The sequence below is a fragment of the Hassallia byssoidea VB512170 genome (genome assembly GCF_000817785.2).
In the GTDB taxonomy this organism is placed as follows: domain Bacteria; phylum Cyanobacteriota; class Cyanobacteriia; order Cyanobacteriales; family Nostocaceae; genus Hassallia; species Hassallia carrinoi.
In genome coordinates this window covers 64,287-86,821 of sequence record NZ_JTCM02000006.1, presented here as the reverse complement: position 1 = coordinate 86,821, position 22,535 = coordinate 64,287, and the positions used below count along the sequence as shown (strand labels likewise).

Here is a 22,535-nt window from a genome sequence, read left to right as displayed (position 1 = left end):
GCAATTTGATGAAACGTACTTTTCGAGTATTTTTACTGCTGCTGGGTTTGTGGCTGTTATTTGATTTAGCCTCACACCTAGCAGCAGAAATTCTTTGGTTTGATGAAGTTGGATATTTACAAGTATTCTGGTTGCGCTTATTGACGCAACTGGGGTTATGCGCGATCGCTTTTTTCACTTCCGCAGGTTTTTTGCAGTTTAACTTGGCTATAGCCAATCGAGGAGGGGGGGGGACAGGGGGACAAGGGGGACAAGGGGGACAAGGGGGAGAACTCCTAACTCCTAACTCCTCACTCCTAACACCACGCTTCCCCACTCCCCACTCCCCACTCCCCACTCCCCACTCCCCACTCCCCACTCCCCCCAAACTGAGTTTGCGTTTTCTCCTACCGGTGGTGCTAGGACTGAGTGCGCTGGTGGGATTGATTTTGATTTACTATTGTCAGGAAACCCTGAACTTTTGGCATTTTTTAGAAAAGTCTCTACTGAGTTCTTTTTACTCAAAACTCGGCACTCAAAACTCAGCACTTATATTGCTGCTGGGGTTAACAATTTTGATTTTGAGTAATTACCAGTTTTGCTTAAGCGCGATCGCATTACTCATCAGTTTACTTTTCGGTTTCCTGCTTTCTGCACGCTGGGATAAATTTTTACAGTATTTCCATAAAGTCAGTTTTCAAGAAACTGAGCCACTATTTCACAAAGATATTAACTTTTATGTCTTCTCTCTACCTATTTGGGACTTGTTAGCATCTTGGTTTTTAGGAATATTTTTATACAGCATAGCATCAGTGGCGTTAATTTATCTGCTATCAGGAAATAGTCTGAGTGAAGGTAGATTTAAAGGCTTTTCTGTATCGCAGCGACTACATTTAAACGCTTTAACTAGCTTACTGATGTTAGCGATCGCTTTTCATTATTACTTGCAGCGCTACCACCTTTTATATTCTACTGATGGTGTCAACTACGGTGCTAGTTACACCGCTGTCAATATACAGTTACCAATTTACACCTGGTTGAGTTTTTTAGCAGTGGCGATCGCCATTTACCTGCTATTGCGAGTAATAATTTTGTCCAAAGCAAAAAAAACCAGCTTCAAATCAGTTCCCTATCCGCGCCAACTAATTTATGCTTTAGGAATTTATTTAATAATAGCGGCAATTTCTGGTAAAATATTACCTTCGGCAGTTCAACGCTTCATCGTTCAACCGAATGAACTCGCCCGCGAACGTCCATACATTCAGCGCACTATTGAACATACCCGACAGGCATTTAATTTAAATAAGATTGAAGCGCAAACCTTTGACCCTAAAGGTGAACTAACAGCGGGGATTTTGCAAGAAAATGACCAGACGATTCGCAATATTCGTTTGTGGGATACACGTCCATTATTAGAAACCAACCGTCAATTACAACAAATTCGACCTTATTACAAGTTCCCAGGTGCTGATATTGACCGTTATACCCTGAAGAAGGAGGGGGAGAGGGGGGGAGAGGGAGAGGGGGGGACAGGGGGACAAGGGGAAGGTGGAAACCTGAATGCTCAAGCTTTGACAGAGAAGCAACAGACGATTATTGCGGCGCGGGAACTAGATTATACGGCGGTTCCGCAGCAGGCGCAGACTTGGGTAAACAAACATTTAGTGTATACTCATGGTTACGGGTTTACACTTAGTCCGGTGAATACTGTAGTTTCTGGCGGCTTACCCGATTATTACGTTAAGGATATTGGAGTTGATCGCGGTAAAGGTTCTTTGCAGATATCAAATGAAGCAATTCGGGCAAGTATTCCGATTGGGGAACCGCGAATTTATTATGGTGAAAATACTAACACTTATGTAATGACAGGGACAACCAATCGAGAGTTGGACTATCCCAGCGGCAGCGAGAATGTGTATAACGTGTATGATGGAGGCGGTGGAATAGCGATTGGTGCTAAATGGCGACGGTTGTTGTTTGCTGAGTATCTAAAAGATTGGCAAATGCTGCTAACACGAAATTTTCAGACAAAAACGAAGTTGCTATTTCGGCGGAATATTTTAGAAAGGGTTAAAGCGATCGCTCCTTTTTTACGTTACGATAGCGATCCTTATTTAGTTGCAGCAGATGCGGGTGGAACTAATAGCAAAAGCGAAAAAACTTATCTTTACTGGATTTTGGACGCTTACACTACAAGCGATCGCTATCCTTATTCTGACCCAGGAAAAAATAAATTTAACTACATCCGCAACTCTGTAAAAGTCGTCATTGATGCCTACAATGGCACTATTAACTTCTACGTTGCCGATCCACAAGACCCAATTATCAACACTTTCGCGGCTATTTTTCCCAACCTGTTAAAACCTTTGGATGTGATGCCAGATGCTCTCAAAAGTCATATCCGCTATCCGGTGGATTTGTTCAGCATTCAATCTGAACGCTTGCTAGCTTATCACATGATTGATCCACAGGTATTTTACAACCGCGAAGATTTGTGGCAGATTCCTACCGAGATTTATGGAAACGAACCGCGTCCGGTGCAGCCTTATTATCTAATTATGAAGCTGCCAACCGCTGCCACAGAAGAGTTTATTTTGCTGCTTCCATTTACACCAACTCAACGCGCTAACTTAATCGCTTGGTTGGCTGCACGTTCCGATCAAGAAGAATACGGTAAACTGCTGCTTTATGAGTTTCCCAAACAGCAACTCATTTATGGACAGGAACAAATAGAAGCTTTGATTAACCAAGATCCGGTGATTTCCCAGCAGATTTCTTTGTGGAATCGCGCCGGTTCGCGAGCGATTCAGGGTAATTTGTTAGTAATTCCGATTGAGCAATCTCTTCTGTATGTTGAACCTCTGTATTTGGAAGCTGAACAAAATAGCCTGCCAACTTTAGTCAGGGTAATTGTAGTTTACCAAAACCGCATCGTCATGGCAGAAACTTTACAAAAGGCAATAGATGCCGTTTTCCAGTCGAAGACTCCAAATACACCTGCGATCGTCCGTCCTGTGAGTAATTCGTAGTAAGCGCTTCAGCGCTTAAATAAGCGATAAATCGCTTACTACAAATCCCAATTATGAAAAAAGAACAATTTCAGACATTACTACAATTTTTCAAAGCTTTAGCAGACGAAAGCCGATTGAAGATTTTGGGTATTTTGGCAAATCAGGAATGTAGCGTTGAAGAATTAGCAGCGCTATTGCAACTTAAAGAACCGACTGTCTCGCATCATTTAGCGAAACTCAAGCAACTCAATTTGGTAACTATGCGCTCTGAGGGTAACAGCCATTTGTATCAGTTAGATAGCGAGGCTTTACAAAGCATTAGTAAGGAAATTTTCACACCAGAGAAAATAGCATCCTTAGTTGAGGATGTTGATAATGAAGCGTGGTCAAACAAAGTACTAAAAACCTATCTAGAGGGTGATGTTTTTAGCAATGAATCTGTGCATCGTCTGAAAGAAATTCCTGCAAGCCGTAAAAAGCGCTTAGTAATTCTCAAGTGGTTGGTAAGCAAATTTGAAATGGGAGTCAAATATTCAGAACCAGAGGTGAATGAAATTCTCAAGCGCTACCATCCTGACTGCGCTACGTTACGCCGAGAGTTCATTGGCTATCAGTTGATGCAGCGAGAAAATTCTGTTTACTGGCGCTTGTCGCCGTAAATATTTACAGGATTTACGCACGAGTCAACGAATAACGAACCGCAGAGAACGCGGAGGACACGGAGGAATGAGAGGAGCGAGAGGTGTTTTGCGTAAATCTTGGCAAAGTCTAACCTGATTAGATATACTTCTAATTAGATTAATATCTAATTAGAGATTGAAAATGCAAAAAGAATCATTTCCCATTTTGCTGCGCTTTTTCAAAGCGTTGGCGGACGATAGTAGATTGAAGATTGTGGGTATTTTGGCTAATCAGGAGTGCAGTGTGGAAGAATTAGCGTTGCTACTGCATCTCAAAGAACCAACGATATCCCATCATTTAACGAAATTAAACGAACTGAACTTAGTAAAAATGCGCTCCTCAGGTAATACTCAGTTATACAAACTTGATAGCGAAATTTTGCAAAGCTTCAGTAAGGAGATTTTCACATCTGTTGAGATAACTTCTGTGGTTGAGGATGAGGAATCTCAAGTGTGGTCAAACAAAGTCTTGAAAAATTATATATCGAGCGATCGCACCAACTCCCACCCACGTCTAAAAGAAATTCCTGCAAGTCGCAAAAAACGCTTAGTCATTCTCAAGTGGTTAGCAAACAACTTTGAAATAAAAGTCAACTACCCAGAATCGAAGGTAAATGAAATTCTCAAACGCTATCACCCCGACTGCGCTACCTTACGACGAGAATTGATTTGCCATCAGTTGATGCAGCGAGAAAATGGAATTTATTGGCGTCAGCTTGGATTATGAAAACAAAGTAGAGACGTTCCACCGGAACGTCTCTACGATAAATTATTGTTAAAAGCCGTAAATTGGCGCACTGCTCGCACTAAATCATCAGGTGTGCCAATATCTAAATAAGTACCATCGGGAAATGCTTCGGCTTCTACGTGGAAACCTTGTTGAATAGCAGCCTGAATTACATCGCCAATAGGTATTTCTGGTAGCTGTGATAAGTTGCTTTTAGCTTTGAGAGTAATCAAATATTGATGTAAAAACTCTGTAAAAGTTGATTTCCAAACAGCAATACCCCACATATATTGCAAATTTGACTGCGGAGGTTTTTCGATAATTAAACGGACTCTACCTGTATCATCGAAGTCAACCATACCAGCTTTTTGCGGTTTATCTGTGGGGAATAATCCCAAAACCACATCGGCATCACTTGCCTGTTGGCGTGCAATAATTAATTTAAAAGCATCTTCCGGCTGAAAGAGAATATCAGGAAAACCCAAAGCTACCAACGCATCACCGACAAACGGATAAGCTTGATCTAAAGTGAAGGGGACACCAAAAGGCAAATTCATAATTAAATAGCCCAAATTCATCGAAAGCATCTCACCATCGCCAAAATAGGCGGGAATGTCCCATTTACCCGATCGCAATATAAAATAAGCCTTATCAATTCCTGCTAGCTGCATTTTTTCTAGCAGATAGTGACAAACTACTTTTGGTCGTAAGTTGAATTCATCACCTACACACCGAAAGCCAATCGGATATAATTCTTTACTTACTGGTAAAGGTGAAATCCGTGTTGCGTGTCCACCTGCCGGTAACAATCCAATGATATGGGGCTTTTTTGAGCGATCGCTATTATTCATAAGTAATTCAAATTAATATTTTTAGAATTTTTTACGTAGTAAGCGCTTCAGCGCTTTCTTTTAAAGCGATAAATCGCTTACTACGAATATCCCTCTACTCACGAAGGGAAATTGTGAACAGAGGGAAAGGGGGGCAGATTAAGTTTTATTTCTAAGCAGTAACTACTTGACAGAGACAGCATCAACATCAATAGTGTCGGCGTTAGAGGTAGAAGCCTCAGCAGTATTGGCAGCTGTGGTATCTACATCACCCTTACGGGCTTTAAAACCTTCAATCACTACTTGGGACATTTCCGTAACTAGTAGTGTTAAAAGGAAAACATCATCAAGTTCTCCGACAATTGGAAAGAAATCTGGGATGACATCAAAGGGGCTAACAAAATAAAGCAGCGTTCCTAAAATAACCCACCAGCGGTATTTGGGGTTGCGAAGTAAATTACGATACCAACTGTAAACTGCTTGAATTGAGAAGTTCATGTTTTAGACCTCCAGTTAACTTTAATTTTGGCAAATTATGCCCTAAACTTCCTGTGGGAATAACCGCCCTAATTAGTGAGTGAAGACCTACTCTCAAGCAACGCTAAATTCTATCAAGTGATAGTTAACACAAGTCTTGGCTGTGGTGCATTAATCTCTAAAATGAAAATGCTTTGGGATAGTTGCACGCAGAATAAATGGAGGAAACCGAAAATAGTGGATATTTTAGATTTGATAGAAAAGGGCGGACCTGCGATGTGGCCCTTGCTTGCCCTGTCGGTTCTGTCTTTAAGCGTGATTTTCGAGCGTTTGTGGTTTTGGTTAAGAATTTTAACGCAAGAAAAGGAAATAGTTGATCGCGTGTTAGATGCAGCCCGTGAAAATTGGGTAACAGCTAGAGATATTGCAAGACTTGCGACATCTCAGCCTATAGGACGCTTTCTTTTTGCGCCCTTAAACTTGCCCAAAACCGACACGGAAACGTTTCGACTGGCGCTGGAAGCAAGCGCAGAAGATGAATTAGCAGGAATGCGTCGGGGGGAAAAACTTTTAGAAGCTGTGATTGCCCTCGCGCCATTATTAGGATTGTTGGGTACGGTTTTGGGTTTGATCCAGGCTTTGCGATCTATTCGGATTGGCGATTTGGGAACCGCATCTACAGCTGGGGTGACTACTGGTATTGGGGAATCTCTAATTAGTACGGCAGCAGGGCTAATTGTGGCGATCGTTAGTTTGGTATTTTATCGTTTATTTCAAAGTTTTCTCGTCAACCAAGTGAAAGTATTTCGCAAGGCAGGGAATGATATGGAATTGCTTTATCGGCAGTCACCGCCGGATTTTAGCAATAATCCACAAGAATTGGCGCTGCCACCCGGTCGAGAGCGAGATTCTTCACCCCAAAAGTTCTCTGCACCCCGCAAAAGAGGTAGAAACAAGTTTTCGCAAGTTCCTCCAGAATCTCCACCAACCGAATCTGATTCACATTCATCAGATCCAGAGCAATAGTCAATAATTCAAGTAAGGCGTGAAAATAAGACGATGAAAGTTAACCTGCATACTCCAGTTGAAGAAGTCCAAATTCAAATCATTCCCTTAATTGATGTCGTTTTTTGTATCCTGACATTTTTTATTTTGGCGGCTTTGCAATTTACTCGACAAGAAGCGATTAATATTAATTTGCCCGAAGCTAAAACAGGTACACCACTATCTAATACTTCAAATGCACAACTACAGTCTCAAGGGCAGATATTAACTTTGGGTATCGATGCGATCGGTCAAACTTCCCTAGATGGACAACCGATAAAACGAGAGCAATTAGCAGAGAATTACAAAAATTATCTCAAGCAAAATCCTAATGGTATTTTGGCGTTGAAAGTTACTAAGTCAACGGCTTATAACGATGTTATGGAGATGGTAGATTTATGGAGACAACAGGGGGGTACTCAAATCTCTTTTGTAGTTCAACCTACTTTCTCATCACCACCCACATCATCACCACCTGTTATCCCTCCTTTCGGTGTTAATCCCGGTGCAGCACCTGTACCAAATACCGCACCAGTTGCTCCGATTAATCCACAAACCAACCCGAATTTCAATTTACCCCCAAACGCGCCTGTTCAGCCTTTACCTGGGCAAGGGCTTAATCCTGCCCCCAGTGGCGTTTCTCCGGTTTTCCCCCAAGTGCCAGCCCCCCAAGCGCCCGCAAAACAAGCAAATCCCACACCTGCTAAAAGGTGAGATGGGTTGTTGGAAGGGGACAAGGGGAGCCAGCGCGTTGCGGAGGTCTCCTCCGTTGTAGCGACTGGCGTGGACAAGGGGGACAAGGGGACAAGGAGACTAATTCTTCTTTCCCCCCCTCTCAAGAACTCTCCCCATCTCCCTCATCTCCCAAAACCTAAAGAGATACAGAATTAATCTTGCTTGGCAAAAAATTCCTGCTAACTTACAAATAACTACTTAAGATTCAAATATCTTTCTATTAGGGGTATAAAGTTAAAAGTTAGGAGTTAAAAGTTAAGAATTAGGAGTTGGGAATTCTTAATAACTTTTAACTCATAACTCATGACTCATAACTCATCACTTTTAACTCCTAACTCTTAACTCCTAATTATTCGTTGATAGATGGAGGAGTAACTTTAGTTGTTGATTGCTGTAAACGTTGTTCGCGTTTTTTGCGATCGGCTGAAAGCATATCTGCCATAACTACTAATGCTTGCGCCATTTTATCTAGATTAGAACGGTATAGATCCAAATCTTTAGTGAGTTTGTCATCAGATAAATGTAAGCCACTAGCAACGCTTTTCAGTGCTTCAGTGCGCTGTTTTTCATCTTTGACTAATTCTGGATCTGACAGTTCTAATAAAGAAAATAAACCGATCGCAAACAAACGGCTATATTTAAAATTAGGATTGTTAGCGATCCCTAGGAGTTGTTCAGCTAAGTCAGCATCTCGATCCGTAGGAGTCGTTTGGCTTAACCACCCAATTAAATCTTTTGATGGTAAGCTTTGCGCTAAAGCCTGCAAACGGTGTGCATCTTGCTTATAACGTTGCGGATCTTCCTCTATAGCCTGACACAGGGCATTAAAAATTGACTCTTTATCTTGTTCTGGCAGATAGCCTTGCATGAAGCGGTCGAATGTAGTGACGACACCCAAGGCATAAATTGGATTGTAGCTAAAATCGGCATTTACTGACAGCAGATGCATTTCTACCATCAGTTCTTCCACCACTCGACGATAAATAGTATTTATCGGGCGCGTGTGGCGGTTATAGAATGTTCGCTTTGTATCAGAGACAGTACGGACGTTATTCACAAAGAAAATCTTTTGGGCGACGTATCTTTATTCTCTCGCTTCACGGCAACTTTGCCAAGTTGAGGTTTACATGCGTATTGGCTGCTTGATTTGCGCTCCTTGACAATTATTTTTTAACACACCACAAGAGTTAGGAATCCTCAGCTGGACAAAACTATGCAAAAATTATGATACGTCATAATTGTGCATTAATATGAGCTTCTCGCCACAATTAACTGCCTTAGCTGAATATTTGGCTGGTGAATTTGATAATCGCGCTCAAGCTTTAGCCGATCCAGCTTGGTATGTTCACTTACGAATGTGGCAAAGACCTGTTGCTTTATTTTCAGAAGACAGTTTTACCCTGTTTGCTGAACAAGCCAATGTTCTTAAATTAGATCAGCCTTACCGTCAGCGAATTATGCGCTTACAGCAAAAAGGTGACGCTGATGCTATCCAAGTCCAATATTATATGCCTAAAGATCCAGACGCCTTAAAATGCGCTGGTCAAAACCCCGCTTTACTTAATACCCTGACACCAGACCAATTAAATTTACTACCAGGCTGCATCGTTTCTGTTACGCAGCAAGAAATAAGTCCCAATTGCTACAAATTTACAGCGACTGCACCGCCAGACACTCGCTGTTGCTTTACTTATAGTGGCAATACCATTCAAGTATCCTTAGGGTTTGAAGCCACTAAAGACGAATTTTATAGCTACGACAAAGGAATTGATCCGGAAGGAAAAGCGACTTGGGGAGCGATTATGGGTCCCTATCGCTACACCAAGCAAAATCAATTATGAGTTATGAGTTAGGAGTTAGGAGTTATGAGTTATTTAATTAACTCCTCACTCCTCACTTTTAACTCTTAACTTTTTTAAGATCACTCTTAACTTCTAACTTCTTTTTTAGCTTGCGATGCTGCGAGGTACACCTTCTAAAGCTTCCTCTTCAGTTTCAAAGATTTCAAACACTGTATCCATCATCGTCACTTCAAACACCAGTTTTGCTTCTGGATGTACATTACAGATGCGGAAACTACCTTTTACTTTATCAGCATCACGCATCCCCGCGACTAAAGATGTCAAACCAGAACTATCAATAAAATTCACTCCTCCGAGATTGACAACTACATGGCGACTCAGTTTGGAGATACATTCCTGTAACTTCAAGCGAAATTGCCAAGCTGTGGTAATATCTAGGCGACCGGATGGAGTTAAGACAATAACGATATTGCCATCTTGAGTTGTATAAGTTTTTTGATCTATATGAATCACGCTCGCCTCCCCTTGGCGCTGCTGTCAAATTGACATCGGCTGTATTTAGCGTTGGACTAGTGAGCCAAAAGATTTTTTAAAAGTAATCTTTATCACTTTGCTACTGATACACAGTTTAGAAGCTGATAGTGAAATAGTTGGCTCACCAATTGAAAAAAACGTCCAATGCTTATGCTTGAGATTAACAAGCAACAGCCAAAACTGTCACTTTTTTTTGCTAAGTGCTTTCTTTTAGTAGTTTAACTCACCAAAAGAGTGCTGAACGGGGAGTCGGGAGTCGGAAGTAGAAAGTAGGGAGTGGGGAGTGGGGAATGGGGAATGGTGAAGATGAGGAGAATTCTCATAACTCCTAACAACTAACTCCGTGCCTCCGTGCCTCCGTGCCTCCGTGCCTCCGTGCCTCCGTGCCTCCGTGCCTCTCTACTCAGCACTGTGGTTTGGTGTCCAGTTTGCCCAATCTTGAGGTTTAAGAAAGGTTTCATATAACTCAGCTTCGGGGGAATTAGGTTCTGGCTGATAGCCGTATTCCCAGCGCACTAGGGGGGGTAAAGACATGAGAATAGATTCGGTGCGTCCGTTGGTTTGCAGACCAAAAATAGTGCCTCGGTCATAAACCAAGTTAAATTCTACATATCGACCCCGACGATAAAGTTGAAAATTGCGTTGGCGATCGCCATATTCTGTATTATGTCGCCGTTCAACAATTGGCACGTAAGATGGTAAAAATGCATTACCACATTCTTGCACAAAAGTAAATAAATCTTCCCAACTGCGTGGTTCTGGCGCACCTAGCTGATTGCTGTAAATAGCCGCTTCACCATCTGGATGGGGACCGCGATATAATTCACCTTCACCATGTTGGTAATCAAAAAATAGACCACCTACACCCCGCGTTTCCCCGCGATGCTTCAGGTAGAAATATTCATCACACCAGCGCTTAAACACTTGATAATACTCGGAGTGATGCTTATCACATGCTCCTTTGATAGTTTGATGAAAATGTGCTGCATCTTCAGCAAACGGGTAATAAGGAGTTAAATCCGCACCGCCACCAAACCACCACACCGGACCTGCTTCAAAGTAGCGATAATTGAGGTGAACAGTTGGCACGTAAGGGTTACGAGGATGTAGTACCATTGAAGTACCCGTAGCATACCAGCGGTGTCCTTCTGCGTCTGGGCGTTGGGTTAAAATAGAGGGTGGTAGGTGTTCTCCCCAAACTTCAGAAAAACCGACGCCAGCTTGTTCAAAGATTGCACCCTCACGCATAACACGCGATCGCCCTCCACCTCCTTCTGGACGTTCCCAACTATCTTGTTGGAACTTACCCACACCATCCACGTCTTCCAGGGTTTGAGCAATTTTGTCCTGCAACTGTTTCATAAACTGACTCACCCTAGCCTTAGCGTCAGCTGGCGGTAAAGACTTAGATGATTCGGTTTGGCGATGAAGCGAGTTGGTCAACATAATAAATTCAGCAACCTAAATTACAATTTCTAAAAAGCAACAAATCTCTCAACTTAAACATTTGCAGGCAATACGCGCCAAAAAAACCGACTCAAATCGCCCAACTTAAGAGCGTTACAGTCAAGCATTCACCCACCAAACGCGGGCATAACTAAATATATTGTCCCTCAAATGCGTATAGCTTTTATATTGACTAAGTTTTTTATGCCTAATTTATGTGAACATTTAAGTGTGATACCAAGTTGCAATTAAAAGATATTACTTTGAGATTGCGTGTAGGGGCATAGGGCGTACAAAAAAATAAACATATAAAGGGGCATTGGGCATGGGGCATGGGGAATGGGTAATGGGTAATGGGTAATTGGGCATGGGGCATGGGGCATGGGGCATGGGGCATGGAAAAAATCTCCTATTGCCCATTAAACAATTGCCCATTGCCCATTAAACAATTGCCCATTGTTTCTTTGTGAAATACATCTAGCTTCTTTTTATTCCCTATTCCCATTGCCCATTGCCCCATGCCCAATGCCCCATGCCCCATGCCCAATGCCCCAACCAGATGTGTAGCCAGGAAGAGGATTATAAAAATGCAAGCTTGGTTGTCCAAATTTATCCACCGCAAACGGCGTCGGGTTTGTGCTTCTTTGGTGCGAACGTATCGAGAAATTAGTTCTGCTTCACCAGACGAACTATGGCAAAAGGTAGTAGATTTAGCAGACGTTTCCTGGCATCCAATGCTGAAGAGTACCAATGTTCCCTACGGATTAGTACCCAAACCCGGATTGATTTTTCAAGCGGTAACACGCTTGTCGCCAATTCCTATCCGTATTTTTGTCGAGCGCGTCAATCCCAGAGAACTGCTAACTATCCGCGTGTTAGCGATTCCTGGTGTAGAAGAACGAGTGACTTATCAACTAGAGTCCACAGTTTGTGGCACTTGTTTGTCTTATTCTGTAACCCTACGCGGTTGGTTATCGCCTTTGATTTGGTCGTTTTCTCGTCCTTATAGCGATCGCGTAGCCCGCGCTTTAGTTGATGCTGTAGAAAAGGCAGGATTGCCAGCAGGAAGTTAGTGGGGAATGGGGAATGGGGAATGGGGAATGGGGAATGGGTAATGGGGAATGGGGAATGGGGAATGGGGAATGGGGAATGGGGAATGGGTAGGGTTAAAACAACTAACAAATAACAACTAACAACTAACAAATAACAACTAACAAATAACAACGCTCCAACGCTCCAAGCATCAACTAACAATACCTTCATAAAGTTAAGATGCAAGTAGATCGTAAAAACTATTTGCAAAGATTTATTACAGCGGCAAGGGTGAAAACACGATGTATGATGTCCTCGATGCTCAGTCGGTTCTAAATGTGCTGCGACCGGTGGAAGATCCAGAACTTCGCAAAAGTCTGGTAGAACTCAACATGATTCGCAACGTCAAAATTGACGGCGGCAAAGTAAGCTTCACTTTAGTATTAACGACACCCGCCTGTCCTCTACGTGAATTTATCGTTGATGATTGCCGCAGAGCGGTAAAAAAACTACCAAATGTTACAGATGTAGCTGTAGAAGTCACAGCAGAAACACCTCAGCAAAAAAGCTTACCCGATCGCACTGGCATTAGTGGTGTAAAAAACATTATCGCCGTTTCTAGCGGCAAAGGTGGTGTAGGTAAAAGTACGGTAGCTGTGAATGTGGCGGTAGCATTAGCACAAACCGGGGCAAAAGTCGGCTTACTTGATGCCGATATTTACGGTCCCAATGACCCCACGATGTTAGGGCTGAGTGATGCCCAAATTACTGTCCGTCCTGGCGAAAAAGGCGAAATCCTGGAACCTGCTTTTAATCACGGTGTCAAGTTAGTTTCAATGGGCTTTTTAATTGACCGAGATCAGCCGGTGATTTGGCGCGGACCAATGCTGAATGGAGTGATTCGTCAATTTCTCTATCAAGTGCAATGGGGAGAACTCGATTATTTGATTGTGGATATGCCACCGGGTACGGGGGATGCTCAGTTAACTTTGACACAAGCAGTACCAATGGCGGGGGCAGTAATTGTCACCACACCGCAAAACGTAGCTTTGTTAGATTCTCGTAAAGGCTTGCGGATGTTTCAGCAGATGAACGTACCAGTTTTGGGGATAGTGGAAAATATGAGTTATTTTATACCCCCAGATATGCCGGATAAGCAATATGACATTTTTGGTTCTGGTGGTGGTGAGAAAACTGCTGCGGAGTTGGGTGTACCGTTGCTGGGGTGCGTGCCCTTAGAGATTTCTACGCGAGTTGGCGGTGATAGCGGTGTGCCGATAGTTGTTGGGGAACCAGATTCAGCTAGTGCAAAAGCATTGTATGCGATCGCCCTCACCATCGCTGGCAAAGTATCAGTTGCTGCCCTAACATAGAATTTTAATTTTTATCTGGTTCCCCATCCGCAACCGGGGAATACAGATTTAAAATGCTGACTAAATTTAAAATCTAAAACCTAAAGTCTAAAATCACACAATGTTGTTAAAAAGGTCGTCCAAAAAGTCTGTGCCAAAAATTCGCTGGCAGCAATGGGTCAAACCCTGGCAGCAAACAGACTGGCTGCTACTTAGCTTACCAATCGCCATCACTCTATTTGGTGGCATTATGATCAAAAGTACCGAATTGAACCAAGGACTCACTGACTGGTGGTGGCACTGGCTGATGGGTGGCATTGGTACCGTAATAGCCCTGATCCTTGCCCGCATCCGCTACGAAAATCTGATTCAGTGGCACTGGATAACTTATACAATAACCAATATCAGCTTAATCGCCGTCATGGTAGCTGGTCAAAGTGCCAAAGGAGCACAACGGTGGGTTAGTATCGCTGGCATTCCCGTGCAGCCCTCAGAATTTGCGAAAATAGGCTTAATTATCACTCTGGCGGCTTTGTTACACAAGCGCAGCGCTTCTCAAATAGATAATGTTTTCCGCGCTTTGGCAATTACCGCCATTCCTTGGGCATTAGTATTTATACAACCTGATTTGGCAACATCACTGGTATTTGGAGCGATCGTTTTAGGAATGTTGTACTGGGCAAATGCTAACCCAGGCTGGTTAATATTGATGATTTCTCCCATCGTCGCTGCAATTTTGTTTAGTACACCTTGGCCCCTTTCAGCGCCGATAGTTTTGTTTGACCAACTATCTTTGGGACCTTTAGGATTAATTTGGTCAGTCGCTATGGGTGTACTAGGCTTTTTGACTCTCCCCTGGCGTCGATTTGGTATCAGCGGCATCAGTGCATGGGTTCTGAACATGCTAGGCGGCGAAATAGGAGTCTTTGTTTGGAACCATGTATTGAAAGATTATCAAAAAGGTCGGATCACCTCATTTCTCAATCCCGATGCCGACCCCCTCGGAACAGGATATCACCTGATTCAATCTCGGATTGCCATTGGTGCAGGGGGAATTTCGGGATGGGGATTAAATAAGGGTCCGATGACTCAACTAAATTTCGTTCCCGAACAGCATACAGACTTTATATTTTCTGCTGTGGGCGAAGAATTCGGTTTGATTGGTTGTTTGCTGTTGCTGGTTGTCTTATGCTTTGTTTGTCTGCGATTATTACATATTGCTCAAACCGCCAAAGATAATTTTGGCTCGTTGTTGGCTATTGGCGTTTTGTCGATGATCGTCTTTCAGGTGATTGTTAACGTAGGCATGACGGTTGGTTTAGCACCAGTGGCAGGGATTCCCCTACCTTGGATGAGTTATGGTCGTTCTGCCATGTTGAGCAACTTCATCGCCTTGGGACTAGTAGAATCAGTAGCGAATTTTCGACAACAGAGGCAGAGATATTAGTTAGGAGGTTGGTGGTTAGTGGTTAGTGGTTAGTGGGAATTTGAAGAGGGGAAAAGGGGAAATGCCCAATGCCCAATGACGGCAGGTGCTACAACGTTCGTGACCTCCGCAACGCACAGCCAAACCTATGCCCAATGCCCACCAACAACCATCCACCAACAACCAACAACTATTAAGCTATTAATAGGAAACAAGCGAGGTTAAAATCATGATCCTGCCAGGAGCGACTGTTCGTGTTAAGAATCCCGCAGATACTTATTATCGCTTTGAGGGACTCGTGCAACGGGTGAGTGATGGCAAGGTAGCCGTACTGTTTGAAGGTGGTAACTGGGATAAGTTAATCACCTTTCGTCTCAGCGAATTGGATCTTGTAGAAACCACTGCCGGACGGAAAAAAGCGAAATAAACGCACATTAGTTAGGAGTTAGGAGTGAGGAGTTAAGAGAACTCATAACTCATAACTCATAACTCATAACTCATAACTCATAACTCTTATGCGCCTTCCTTTACCACAGTTTGTCACAGGCGATCGCCACCCCAACCACATTGCGGAGGTGATCGAAACTACTACTACCGAATTTTTGGCACAGTGTCTGGAACCTGAAGATTTGAGCTTCCCACCCATGCCACCATTCGGTAGCTGGGTTTGTTCTGTGGATGAAGAATCCGGCAATCAAGTTTACGCTTTGGTGTATTATGCGACAACAATGCCCATAGATTCCGTACACAGGGCAAGAGCTTTAGGGTTGTCGTTGCAGGATTTGCGAGAGGAACAACCCCAGATATTCGCCATGCTGAAAACAGAATTTCGGGCGGCGATCGTCGGATTTGAACAGCCATCTGGCAGCATAAGTTCTAACAATCGGGTGTATCAGTATCTACCACCGCGTCCGCCACAAATTCATCAAGCTGTTTATCGATGCGAACCAGAAGCGATCGTTAAATTCACCGAAGAGCTAGATTTTTTGCGGACATTACTTTTTGTAAACGGTGCGCCAGTAGACTCATTAACCGCAGCGGCGATTAGAGAAGTGTACCAGTTACGCAAAGCCGATCGACAATGGTTAATCAAAGCCGGTAGAACCTTAAGTGTGCTGCTCAAAGACGATTACGATCGCTTGCGATTTATCCTCAGCCAAATCCACCCATAGGTAGGATCGCATATGCGATCGCCTCAACAAAGAGGCAGGGGGCAGGGAGAGGGGGGGATGGAGAGATGGGGATGGGGAGATGGGAAGAGGGGGAGCCAGCGCGTTGCGGTGAGACCAGCGCTGCGCTCCTGGTTTCCAAGAGTGCCGGCTCTGGCGAACCCGTTCGCGGAGCGTCTGGTGAAGGAGAAGGGAGGTCACGAACGTTGTAGCGACTGGCGTGGAGACAAGGAAGACGAGCAGGCAAAATCCTCCTGCCCCCTGCCCCCTGCCCCCTGCCCCCTGCCCCCTGCTTCTTTTGGTCAAATTTTCTCACTTTTTCATTTTCTCCAGGGTGGATGATTGATTTATTTTCACAGCGAACAATTGCCTTGGGGCAATTGTCGCTTCACCATCGCAAAGAACAAGTCCTACCTATGGAACTCCAGTCCCTAGTTCTTGCATTAGAACCGACAAACCAAGTTCTCGGCAACGAACCAATTGTTTCTTTTGCCATTTTATTAGTGGTTATCTTAGTCGTACCGATTCTATTTGAGCGGCTAAGACTACCCGGATTAGTAGGTTTGGTTTTTTCGGGGGTAGTACTTGGTCCATCAGGTTGGAATGTATTCCAGCCTGATTCGCCAACTATCAATTTGCTATCAGATATCGGGATAGTCTACTTGATGTTTATAGCAGGGTTAGAAGTTGACTTAGAACAATTCCGCCGTCAGAAAAGTCGTTCTTTTGGATTTGCTAGCTTCACCTTTTTTATCCCCCTAGCCTTCGGAACCTTAATCGGGCAGATTTTTGGTTTTAGCGGCAATGCTTCTCTCTTAATTGGCTCAATGTTTGCTTCCTACACTTTGTTGGCATATCCGCTTATCAATCGCCTGGGAATAGTCAAAAATCAAGCTATCAGCGTCACCATTGGAGCCACTATTTTTACTAACATCGGCGCACTGCTGGTGTTATCTCTGTGTATAGCCGTTCATGCTAAACAATTCAGCTATTGGGGGCTAATAACTTTATTTAATTCCTTAATTATTTACTTAATCGTCGTATTAGTCGGCTTTGATTGGGCGGGTAAAGAATTTTTTCGGCGATCTGGAGACGATGAGGGAAACCAGTTTTTATTTGTATTGCTTTGCATATTTCTTGCCGCTGTCGGTGCTCAATTAATCGGAGTAGAAAAAATCGTTGGAGCCTTTTTAGCAGGTTTGGCGGTAAATGGTGTCCTCGCTTCTGGACCAGTCAAAGAAAAGGTAATGTTTGTTGGTAGCGTGCTGTTCATTCCTATTTTCTTTGTTCACCTTGGCTCATTAATTAATTTGCCAGCTGCCAACAACTTTAGCACGCTGAAGCTAACCCTATTTATTGTAATTGGTTTATTGTTGTGCAAATTTCTCGCGGCTTTTTTAGCGAAACTAGTTTACCGCTATAACTGGCAGGAAATGTTAATGATGTGGTCGCTGAGTTTACCCCAAGTGGGTGCGACATTAGCGGCAACATTAGTGGGATATCGGGCGGAGTTGTTACCGATATGGGTATTAAATAGTGTTGTTAGCTTAATGCTGGTGACATCAACCGTAGGACCGTTGATTACCAATCGCCTTGCTGCTGGTTTGGCTTCATCATCTGTTGAGCAGCACGCAACTACAACACCGCCGTATCAAAATAAAGAGAAAAAGCACAGTAATTTTACTATAGTCGTACCTATTTACAATCCGCAAACTCAGCAATATTTGATTGAAATGGCGGCATTATTAGCACGTCAGGAAAATGGCAAAATTATACCATTAGCGATCGCTACTGCGGCGGCTCACATGGATGCGCCGCAGTTAGAAGTTTCTCTGCAACGCAGTGAACGCTTACTTTCCAAAGCCACCGCTCAAAGTCAAGTATTGAGCGTAGAAGCAGAACCATTACTGCGAATTGATGATGCTTTTGGTCAAGGTATCAGCAGAGCTGCTCGCGAACAAAAAGCTAATTTAATTGTTATGGGTTGGGGCAAACGGACTGGGCTGAGAGCGCGTTTATTTGGTAATGTGATTGACAGCGTTCTCTGGGCATCTCATTGTCCGGTAGCGGTGACACGTTTAGTAGAATCACCTCGAAAAATTCAGCGAATTTTAGTGCCCGTAGAAAACCTGATAACACCATCATTGCACCCCGTTCAATTTGCTTACGCCTTAGCACAAGCAAATCAAGCGCAAGTTACCGTCTTGAATGTATGCGATCGCCGCACTAGTTCCAGTAAAATCGCTTCTAGGCGATCGCAACTTGGCTTATTAGTATCTAAATTAGCTTTGCCCAATCCCCCAGAAGTTCAAATCATTGCCCATGAAAACGCTGCCCAAGCAATTTTGCAGGCAGCGCGATTATATGATTTAGTAGTGTTACCTTTTATACGCAATCGCACAAGTCCCGGTGGATTAGCCATTAGTGATGTCACTACCCAGTTAGCCAGACAACTCACCTGCTCTATCGTCATGCTTGGCGAACCAGAACGCAATCCCACAGTAGCTTTGCCTACAGCAGTTTCCAATACTACAGCGGTAATTGGTAACGTGGTAATTTGAGGAGGGGGAAAGGGGAAAGGGTTTTTTGAAGAGGGGGAAAGGGGAAAGGGAAAGGGGGAAAGGGTAAGAAAAATAAAGAGTTGTTTAAAATAATTCATGCGGATTGTATTCACCTTTACCCTTTTTTCCTTTCACGGCAGGTGCTACAACGGGGGGAACCCCCGCAACGCACTGCCTCCCCTTTTCCCCTCTTGTCCCGCACCCTTTCCCCTTTACCCCTCTTATCCCCGACCCATTTTCCTGTTTCAAAACTTTATATTTTTAAAGATTTTGTAAAGTATTGCGGAAAAGCCCAGATTAGGCTATGAATGTTTGTTATTTTGCTAAGTGAATTGTGAAGTAATCAACTGCTTGATTGCATCTAGAAGTAAATTGCAAAAGAAAAATACCTTTTTAATTACCCGTGGTAGTGCTCAATTTTTATTATCAGGCTGGGTACTCTAAAAACAGGCGCGATTGCACTTTGCAAAAATATGTAAGTAACTGGTAAATTATGAGAATTTTGGTGACAGGCGGTGCTGGGTTCCTTGGTTCCCATCTAATCGACAGACTAATGGCTGATGGGCATGAAGTTATCTGTTTGGATAACTTCTACACAGGTAATAAAAATAACATCCTAAAATGGATGAATCATCCATACTTTGAACTCATCCGCCACGACATCACCGAACCAATTCGGTTAGAAGTGGATCAAATTTATCATCTGGCTTGTCCTGCTTCCCCAGTACATTACCAGTACAATCCAGTCAAAACAGTAAAAACCAACGTTATCGGCACGTTGAATATGCTGGGGTTGGCTAAACGTGTCAAAGCACGATTTTTCCTAGCTTCAACTAGCGAAGTGTACGGAGATCCAGAAGTTCATCCGCAAACTGAAGAGTATAGAGGTAGCGTCAATCCCATCGGGCTGCGTTCATGTTACGACGAAGGCAAACGAATTGCGGAAACTTTGGCATTTGACTACTACAGACAAAATAAAGTTGATATTCGGGTTGTCCGTATTTTCAACACCTATGGTCCTCGGATGTTAGAAAATGATGGTCGGGTAGTAAGTAACTTTATCGTTCAGGCTTTACGGGGCGAACCTTTGACAATATACGGGGATGGTTCGCAAACCCGTAGTTTTTGCTACGTTTCCGACTTGATCGAAGGATTTTTACGCTTGATGAAGAGTGACTACGTAGGTCCAGTAAATATAGGCAATCCTGGTGAATATACCATTTTAGAATTAGCTCAAGCCGTGCAAACCCTGATAAATCCGGATGCAGAAATAAAATTTGAGCCTTTGCCTTCTGACGATCCGCGTCGCCGCCGTCCCGATATTACCAAAGCAAAAACTTTGTTAAATTGGGAACCTACCGTTCCTTTGCAAGAAGGGTTAAAACTGACTGTAGAAGATTTCCGCGATCGCATCAAAGGTAACCAACAATCAATAGTCAACAGTCAATAGTCAAAAAACTATTAATTATGGACTCTGGACTACAAACCTTTGACAGCTGAAAACTTCTCTTTGACGACTAACCCCAAAAAAGTAAGGAACTAACAAAATGCGTGTTTGTGTAATTGGTACTGGCTACGTTGGTTTGGTGACAGGCGCTTGCTTGGCTCATATTGGACATAGTGTTATTTGCGTAGACAACAACGAAGAAAAAGTCAAGTTAATGAAGTCTGGACAGTCGCCAATTTTCGAGCCGGGACTCTCGGAAATTATGCAGTCTGCCATTCAATCGGGTAATATTGAGTTCACAACTGACATCAGTGCAGGCGTTTCTCACGGGGAAATTTTGTTTATTGCTGTGGGAACACCACCCTTACCCACTGGTGAAAGTGATACCCGTTACGTTGAGGCTGTAGCCCGTGGTATTGGCGCAAATCTTGACGGTGGTTATAAGGTCATTGTCAACAAATCTACAGTGCCTATTGGCTCAGGTGACTGGGTGCGGATGCTTGTTATGGATGGTATCGCTGAACGCCAAAAAACATTAGTTCCCGCAGGTGGGGCTGCAATTGAAGAGAAATTGCCTGAGTATGCATCTCAGTTTGATGTAGTCAGCAATCCAGAGTTTTTGCGCGAAGGTTCGGCAGTGTACGATACCTTTAACCCCGATCGCATTGTCTTGGGTGGTAACTCTCCAAGAGCGATCGGCATGATGAAAGAATTGTATGCCCCAATTGTCGAGCGCAACTTTGCTGAAGATAAATCTTTACCTCAAGTGCCAGTATTGGCAACAGATTTAAGCTCGGCAGAAATGATTAAATATGCTGCTAACGCTTTTCTGGCAACCAAGATTAGTTTCATTAACGAAGTTGCGAATATTTGCGATCGCGTTGGTGCTGATATTACCCAAGTAGCAAAAGGTATCGGTTTAGATTCTCGGATTGGTAACAAATTCTTGCAAGCTGGTATCGGCTGGGGTGGTTCTTGCTTCCCGAAAGATGTCTCTGCCCTGGTTCATACTGCTGATGACTACGGCTATGAAGCTCACCTGCTGAAAGCTGCCGTCAGCGTCAACGAACGTCAGCGCTTGATTGCTCTAGAAAAACTCCAACAAGCCCTGAAAATCCTCAAAGGCAAAACCGTCGGATTACTCGGTTTAACCTTTAAGCCCGATACCGACGATTTGCGCGACGCACCCGCACTCAATTTGATTGAGCAGTTGAACCGACTCGGAGCGAAAGTTAAAGCATACGATCCAATTATTTCTCAAACCGGAATGCGTCATGGTCTTTCTGGCGTGTTGGTCGAAACCGATGCCGAACGGCTTGCAGATGGTTGTGATGCTTTAGTATTGGTGACTGAATGGCAACAATTCAGCAATCTCGACTACGGCAAAATGGCAAAGTTGATGTGCCACCCGGTAATGATTGACGGTCGTAACTTCCTCGATCCGGAAAAAATGGTACGGGCTGGGTTCCAATATATAGGCGTTGGACGCTAAATCGATTTTAGCTAAATTCGGCATTCATCCATTTCTCCCTAGGCTGAATCTATTGTAAAGTTAATCCCCCGCTTAAAAAACGGGGGATTTTGTATTGTTGGTTATTTTTAATACTTTTTATCTTAAGTCCGGCAAATCATACATGTTGTAGAGACGTTCCGGTGGAACGTCTCTACGACGGTTGCGGCGTTTTGAAGTTGGGAAATATTTAATACAAATATCAGAATATCTACTCCTATTTACATATATCTTCAGATTGATGAATATGTGAAAAAGTTTAGTAACTTAGGTTACTAAATGTCTTTAACAAATCAAAATAATAATGCTGCTCGTTACAGAAGACAAAGAATACCCCTACAGCAAATCATGGGATCGAGTCTTTATTTGCATGGCAAAGGCTGGGAGCGAAAATCATCCGGCAAGTTGCAATTAAAGGCAAAAATCTTCTTTCTTTAAAATGCAGTGGTGTTTATTAACAGCTGCAAGTCCAAGAATTAGCAACAACAAACAAATAACGCTAACTTCTCAAAAATTGGTTTAGAAGCATCGGAGGAGCATCGGTGATGGAAAGTAGGGAGTAACGAGTAGGGAGTAGGGACGCTTGGACTAGGGGAAAGGGGAAGAATTATTACTAAGCCCAATGCCCAATTACCCCAACTCAGAGAGCGCCAAGTCCGGCACGAACGCTCTTTGCGTTTGGTGACAGGAGAAGGAAACCAGGAGAATTGTGCTGGACTCACCATTACCAATTACCCATTACCGCGTTCCCAATCTCTTTCATCAAAATAATA

Annotated in this window: 22 protein-coding genes; 15 read left to right on the top strand and 7 right to left on the bottom strand. The window is 43.4% G+C overall.

Annotation, left to right across the window (positions count from 1 at the left end; all coding sequences use genetic code 11):
• Positions 1 to 8 precede the first annotated feature (8 nt).
• From PI95_RS04905 to PI95_RS04895, 3 genes are all read left to right on the top strand, one after another.
• Complete coding sequence (locus PI95_RS04905) at positions 9 to 3,008, top strand: UPF0182 family protein (RefSeq protein ID WP_039743762.1); 3,000 nt, start codon at positions 9 to 11, stop codon at positions 3,006 to 3,008.
• 53 nt (positions 3,009 to 3,061) lie between these two features.
• The gene (locus PI95_RS04900) at positions 3,062 to 3,649 is read left to right on the top strand and encodes a DUF2087 domain-containing protein (protein ID WP_039743759.1); all 588 of its coding nucleotides are present in this window, start codon (positions 3,062 to 3,064) and stop codon (positions 3,647 to 3,649) included.
• A gap of 163 nt (positions 3,650 to 3,812) precedes the next feature.
• Positions 3,813 to 4,397, top strand: coding sequence for a DUF2087 domain-containing protein (locus PI95_RS04895; RefSeq protein ID WP_039743756.1), 585 nt, complete (start codon positions 3,813 to 3,815; stop codon positions 4,395 to 4,397).
• Between the two features lie 32 nt (positions 4,398 to 4,429).
• Here the strand turns inward: PI95_RS04895 and PI95_RS04890 are convergent, their stop codons facing one another.
• Positions 4,430 to 5,248, bottom strand: coding sequence for a sugar phosphate nucleotidyltransferase (locus tag PI95_RS04890; RefSeq protein ID WP_039743755.1), 819 nt, complete (start codon positions 5,246 to 5,248; stop codon positions 4,430 to 4,432).
• 162 nt (positions 5,249 to 5,410) lie between these two features.
• A complete protein-coding gene (locus PI95_RS04885; protein WP_039743752.1) occupies positions 5,411 to 5,725 on the bottom strand; it encodes a YkvA family protein in 315 nt (104 codons plus the stop codon).
• A 216-nt stretch (positions 5,726 to 5,941) separates the two neighbouring features.
• Here PI95_RS04885 and PI95_RS04880 point away from each other — a divergent pair, with 216 nt between their 5' ends.
• The 3 genes from PI95_RS04880 to PI95_RS04870 are packed head-to-tail and all read left to right on the top strand — an operon-like array spanning position 5,942 to position 7,623.
• Positions 5,942 to 6,730, top strand: a complete 789-nt coding sequence (locus PI95_RS04880) for a MotA/TolQ/ExbB proton channel family protein (RefSeq protein ID WP_039744173.1) — start codon at positions 5,942 to 5,944, stop codon at positions 6,728 to 6,730.
• A gap of 33 nt (positions 6,731 to 6,763) precedes the next feature.
• The gene (locus PI95_RS04875; protein ID WP_039743750.1) at positions 6,764 to 7,462 is read left to right on the top strand and encodes an ExbD/TolR family protein; all 699 of its coding nucleotides are present in this window, start codon (positions 6,764 to 6,766) and stop codon (positions 7,460 to 7,462) included.
• Positions 7,459 to 7,623 (top strand): hypothetical protein, encoded by a 165-nt coding sequence (locus tag PI95_RS04870; protein WP_163518619.1) that lies wholly within the window; start codon positions 7,459 to 7,461, stop codon positions 7,621 to 7,623. Before PI95_RS04875 ends, PI95_RS04870 begins: the two co-directional genes overlap by 4 nt.
• Positions 7,624 to 7,832: 209 nt before the next feature.
• Here the strand turns inward: PI95_RS04870 and psb29 are convergent, their stop codons facing one another.
• Complete coding sequence (psb29, locus tag PI95_RS04865) at positions 7,833 to 8,540, bottom strand: photosystem II biogenesis protein Psp29 (protein ID WP_039743748.1); 708 nt, start codon at positions 8,538 to 8,540, stop codon at positions 7,833 to 7,835.
• Between the two features lie 193 nt (positions 8,541 to 8,733).
• Between psb29 and PI95_RS04860 the strand changes: the two genes are divergently transcribed.
• Positions 8,734 to 9,324, top strand: a complete 591-nt coding sequence (locus tag PI95_RS04860) for a chromophore lyase CpcT/CpeT (RefSeq protein ID WP_039743746.1) — start codon at positions 8,734 to 8,736, stop codon at positions 9,322 to 9,324.
• A 105-nt stretch (positions 9,325 to 9,429) separates the two neighbouring features.
• On the opposite strand, the gene PI95_RS04855 is transcribed toward PI95_RS04860, so the two are convergent.
• The 3 genes from PI95_RS04855 to PI95_RS36645 all read right to left on the bottom strand — a co-directional run bounded on the left by PI95_RS04855 (position 9,430) and on the right by PI95_RS36645 (position 11,806).
• On the bottom strand, positions 9,430 to 9,798 hold the full coding sequence (locus tag PI95_RS04855) for an anti-sigma factor antagonist (RefSeq protein WP_039743744.1): 369 nt from the start codon (positions 9,796 to 9,798) through the stop codon (positions 9,430 to 9,432).
• 420 nt (positions 9,799 to 10,218) lie between these two features.
• A complete protein-coding gene (gene hemF / locus PI95_RS04850; protein ID WP_039743742.1) occupies positions 10,219 to 11,265 on the bottom strand; it encodes an oxygen-dependent coproporphyrinogen oxidase in 1,047 nt (348 codons plus the stop codon).
• Between the two features lie 409 nt (positions 11,266 to 11,674).
• Complete coding sequence (locus PI95_RS36645) at positions 11,675 to 11,806, bottom strand: hypothetical protein (RefSeq protein ID WP_268896639.1); 132 nt, start codon at positions 11,804 to 11,806, stop codon at positions 11,675 to 11,677.
• A 46-nt stretch (positions 11,807 to 11,852) separates the two neighbouring features.
• Here PI95_RS36645 and PI95_RS04845 point away from each other — a divergent pair, with 46 nt between their 5' ends.
• The 5 genes from PI95_RS04845 (at position 11,853) to PI95_RS04825 (ending at position 16,247) form a co-directional block, all read left to right on the top strand.
• Positions 11,853 to 12,338 (top strand): SRPBCC family protein, encoded by a 486-nt coding sequence (locus PI95_RS04845; protein WP_039743737.1) that lies wholly within the window; start codon positions 11,853 to 11,855, stop codon positions 12,336 to 12,338.
• A gap of 261 nt (positions 12,339 to 12,599) precedes the next feature.
• Positions 12,600 to 13,670 carry an Mrp/NBP35 family ATP-binding protein gene (locus PI95_RS04840; RefSeq protein WP_039743734.1) on the top strand — a complete coding sequence of 357 codons (1,071 nt, stop codon included), beginning with the start codon at positions 12,600 to 12,602 and terminating at the stop codon, positions 13,668 to 13,670.
• 100 nt (positions 13,671 to 13,770) lie between these two features.
• Complete coding sequence (rodA, locus tag PI95_RS04835; RefSeq protein WP_039743732.1) at positions 13,771 to 15,096, top strand: rod shape-determining protein RodA; 1,326 nt, start codon at positions 13,771 to 13,773, stop codon at positions 15,094 to 15,096.
• Between the two features lie 208 nt (positions 15,097 to 15,304).
• Entirely contained in the window at positions 15,305 to 15,502 is a 198-nt protein-coding gene (locus tag PI95_RS04830) for an NAD(P)H dehydrogenase subunit NdhS (protein WP_039743729.1), read from the top strand.
• Between the two features lie 88 nt (positions 15,503 to 15,590).
• On the top strand, positions 15,591 to 16,247 hold the full coding sequence (locus tag PI95_RS04825) for an HAS-barrel domain-containing protein (protein WP_039743728.1): 657 nt from the start codon (positions 15,591 to 15,593) through the stop codon (positions 16,245 to 16,247).
• Here PI95_RS04825 and PI95_RS04820 read toward each other — a convergent pair.
• A complete protein-coding gene (locus PI95_RS04820; protein ID WP_163518618.1) occupies positions 16,228 to 16,560 on the bottom strand; it encodes a hypothetical protein in 333 nt (110 codons plus the stop codon). The genes PI95_RS04825 and PI95_RS04820 overlap by 20 nt on opposite strands.
• 100 nt (positions 16,561 to 16,660) lie before the next feature.
• Here PI95_RS04820 and PI95_RS04815 point away from each other — a divergent pair, with 100 nt between their 5' ends.
• The 3 genes from PI95_RS04815 to PI95_RS04805 all read left to right on the top strand — a co-directional run bounded on the left by PI95_RS04815 (position 16,661) and on the right by PI95_RS04805 (position 21,744).
• Positions 16,661 to 18,805 carry a cation:proton antiporter domain-containing protein gene (locus PI95_RS04815; RefSeq protein ID WP_039744171.1) on the top strand — a complete coding sequence of 715 codons (2,145 nt, stop codon included), beginning with the start codon at positions 16,661 to 16,663 and terminating at the stop codon, positions 18,803 to 18,805.
• A gap of 493 nt (positions 18,806 to 19,298) precedes the next feature.
• Positions 19,299 to 20,255 (top strand): UDP-glucuronic acid decarboxylase family protein, encoded by a 957-nt coding sequence (locus tag PI95_RS04810; RefSeq protein WP_039743726.1) that lies wholly within the window; start codon positions 19,299 to 19,301, stop codon positions 20,253 to 20,255.
• 97 nt (positions 20,256 to 20,352) lie between these two features.
• Positions 20,353 to 21,744, top strand: coding sequence for a UDP-glucose dehydrogenase family protein (locus PI95_RS04805; RefSeq protein ID WP_039743724.1), 1,392 nt, complete (start codon positions 20,353 to 20,355; stop codon positions 21,742 to 21,744).
• Positions 21,745 to 22,535 lie beyond the last annotated feature (791 nt).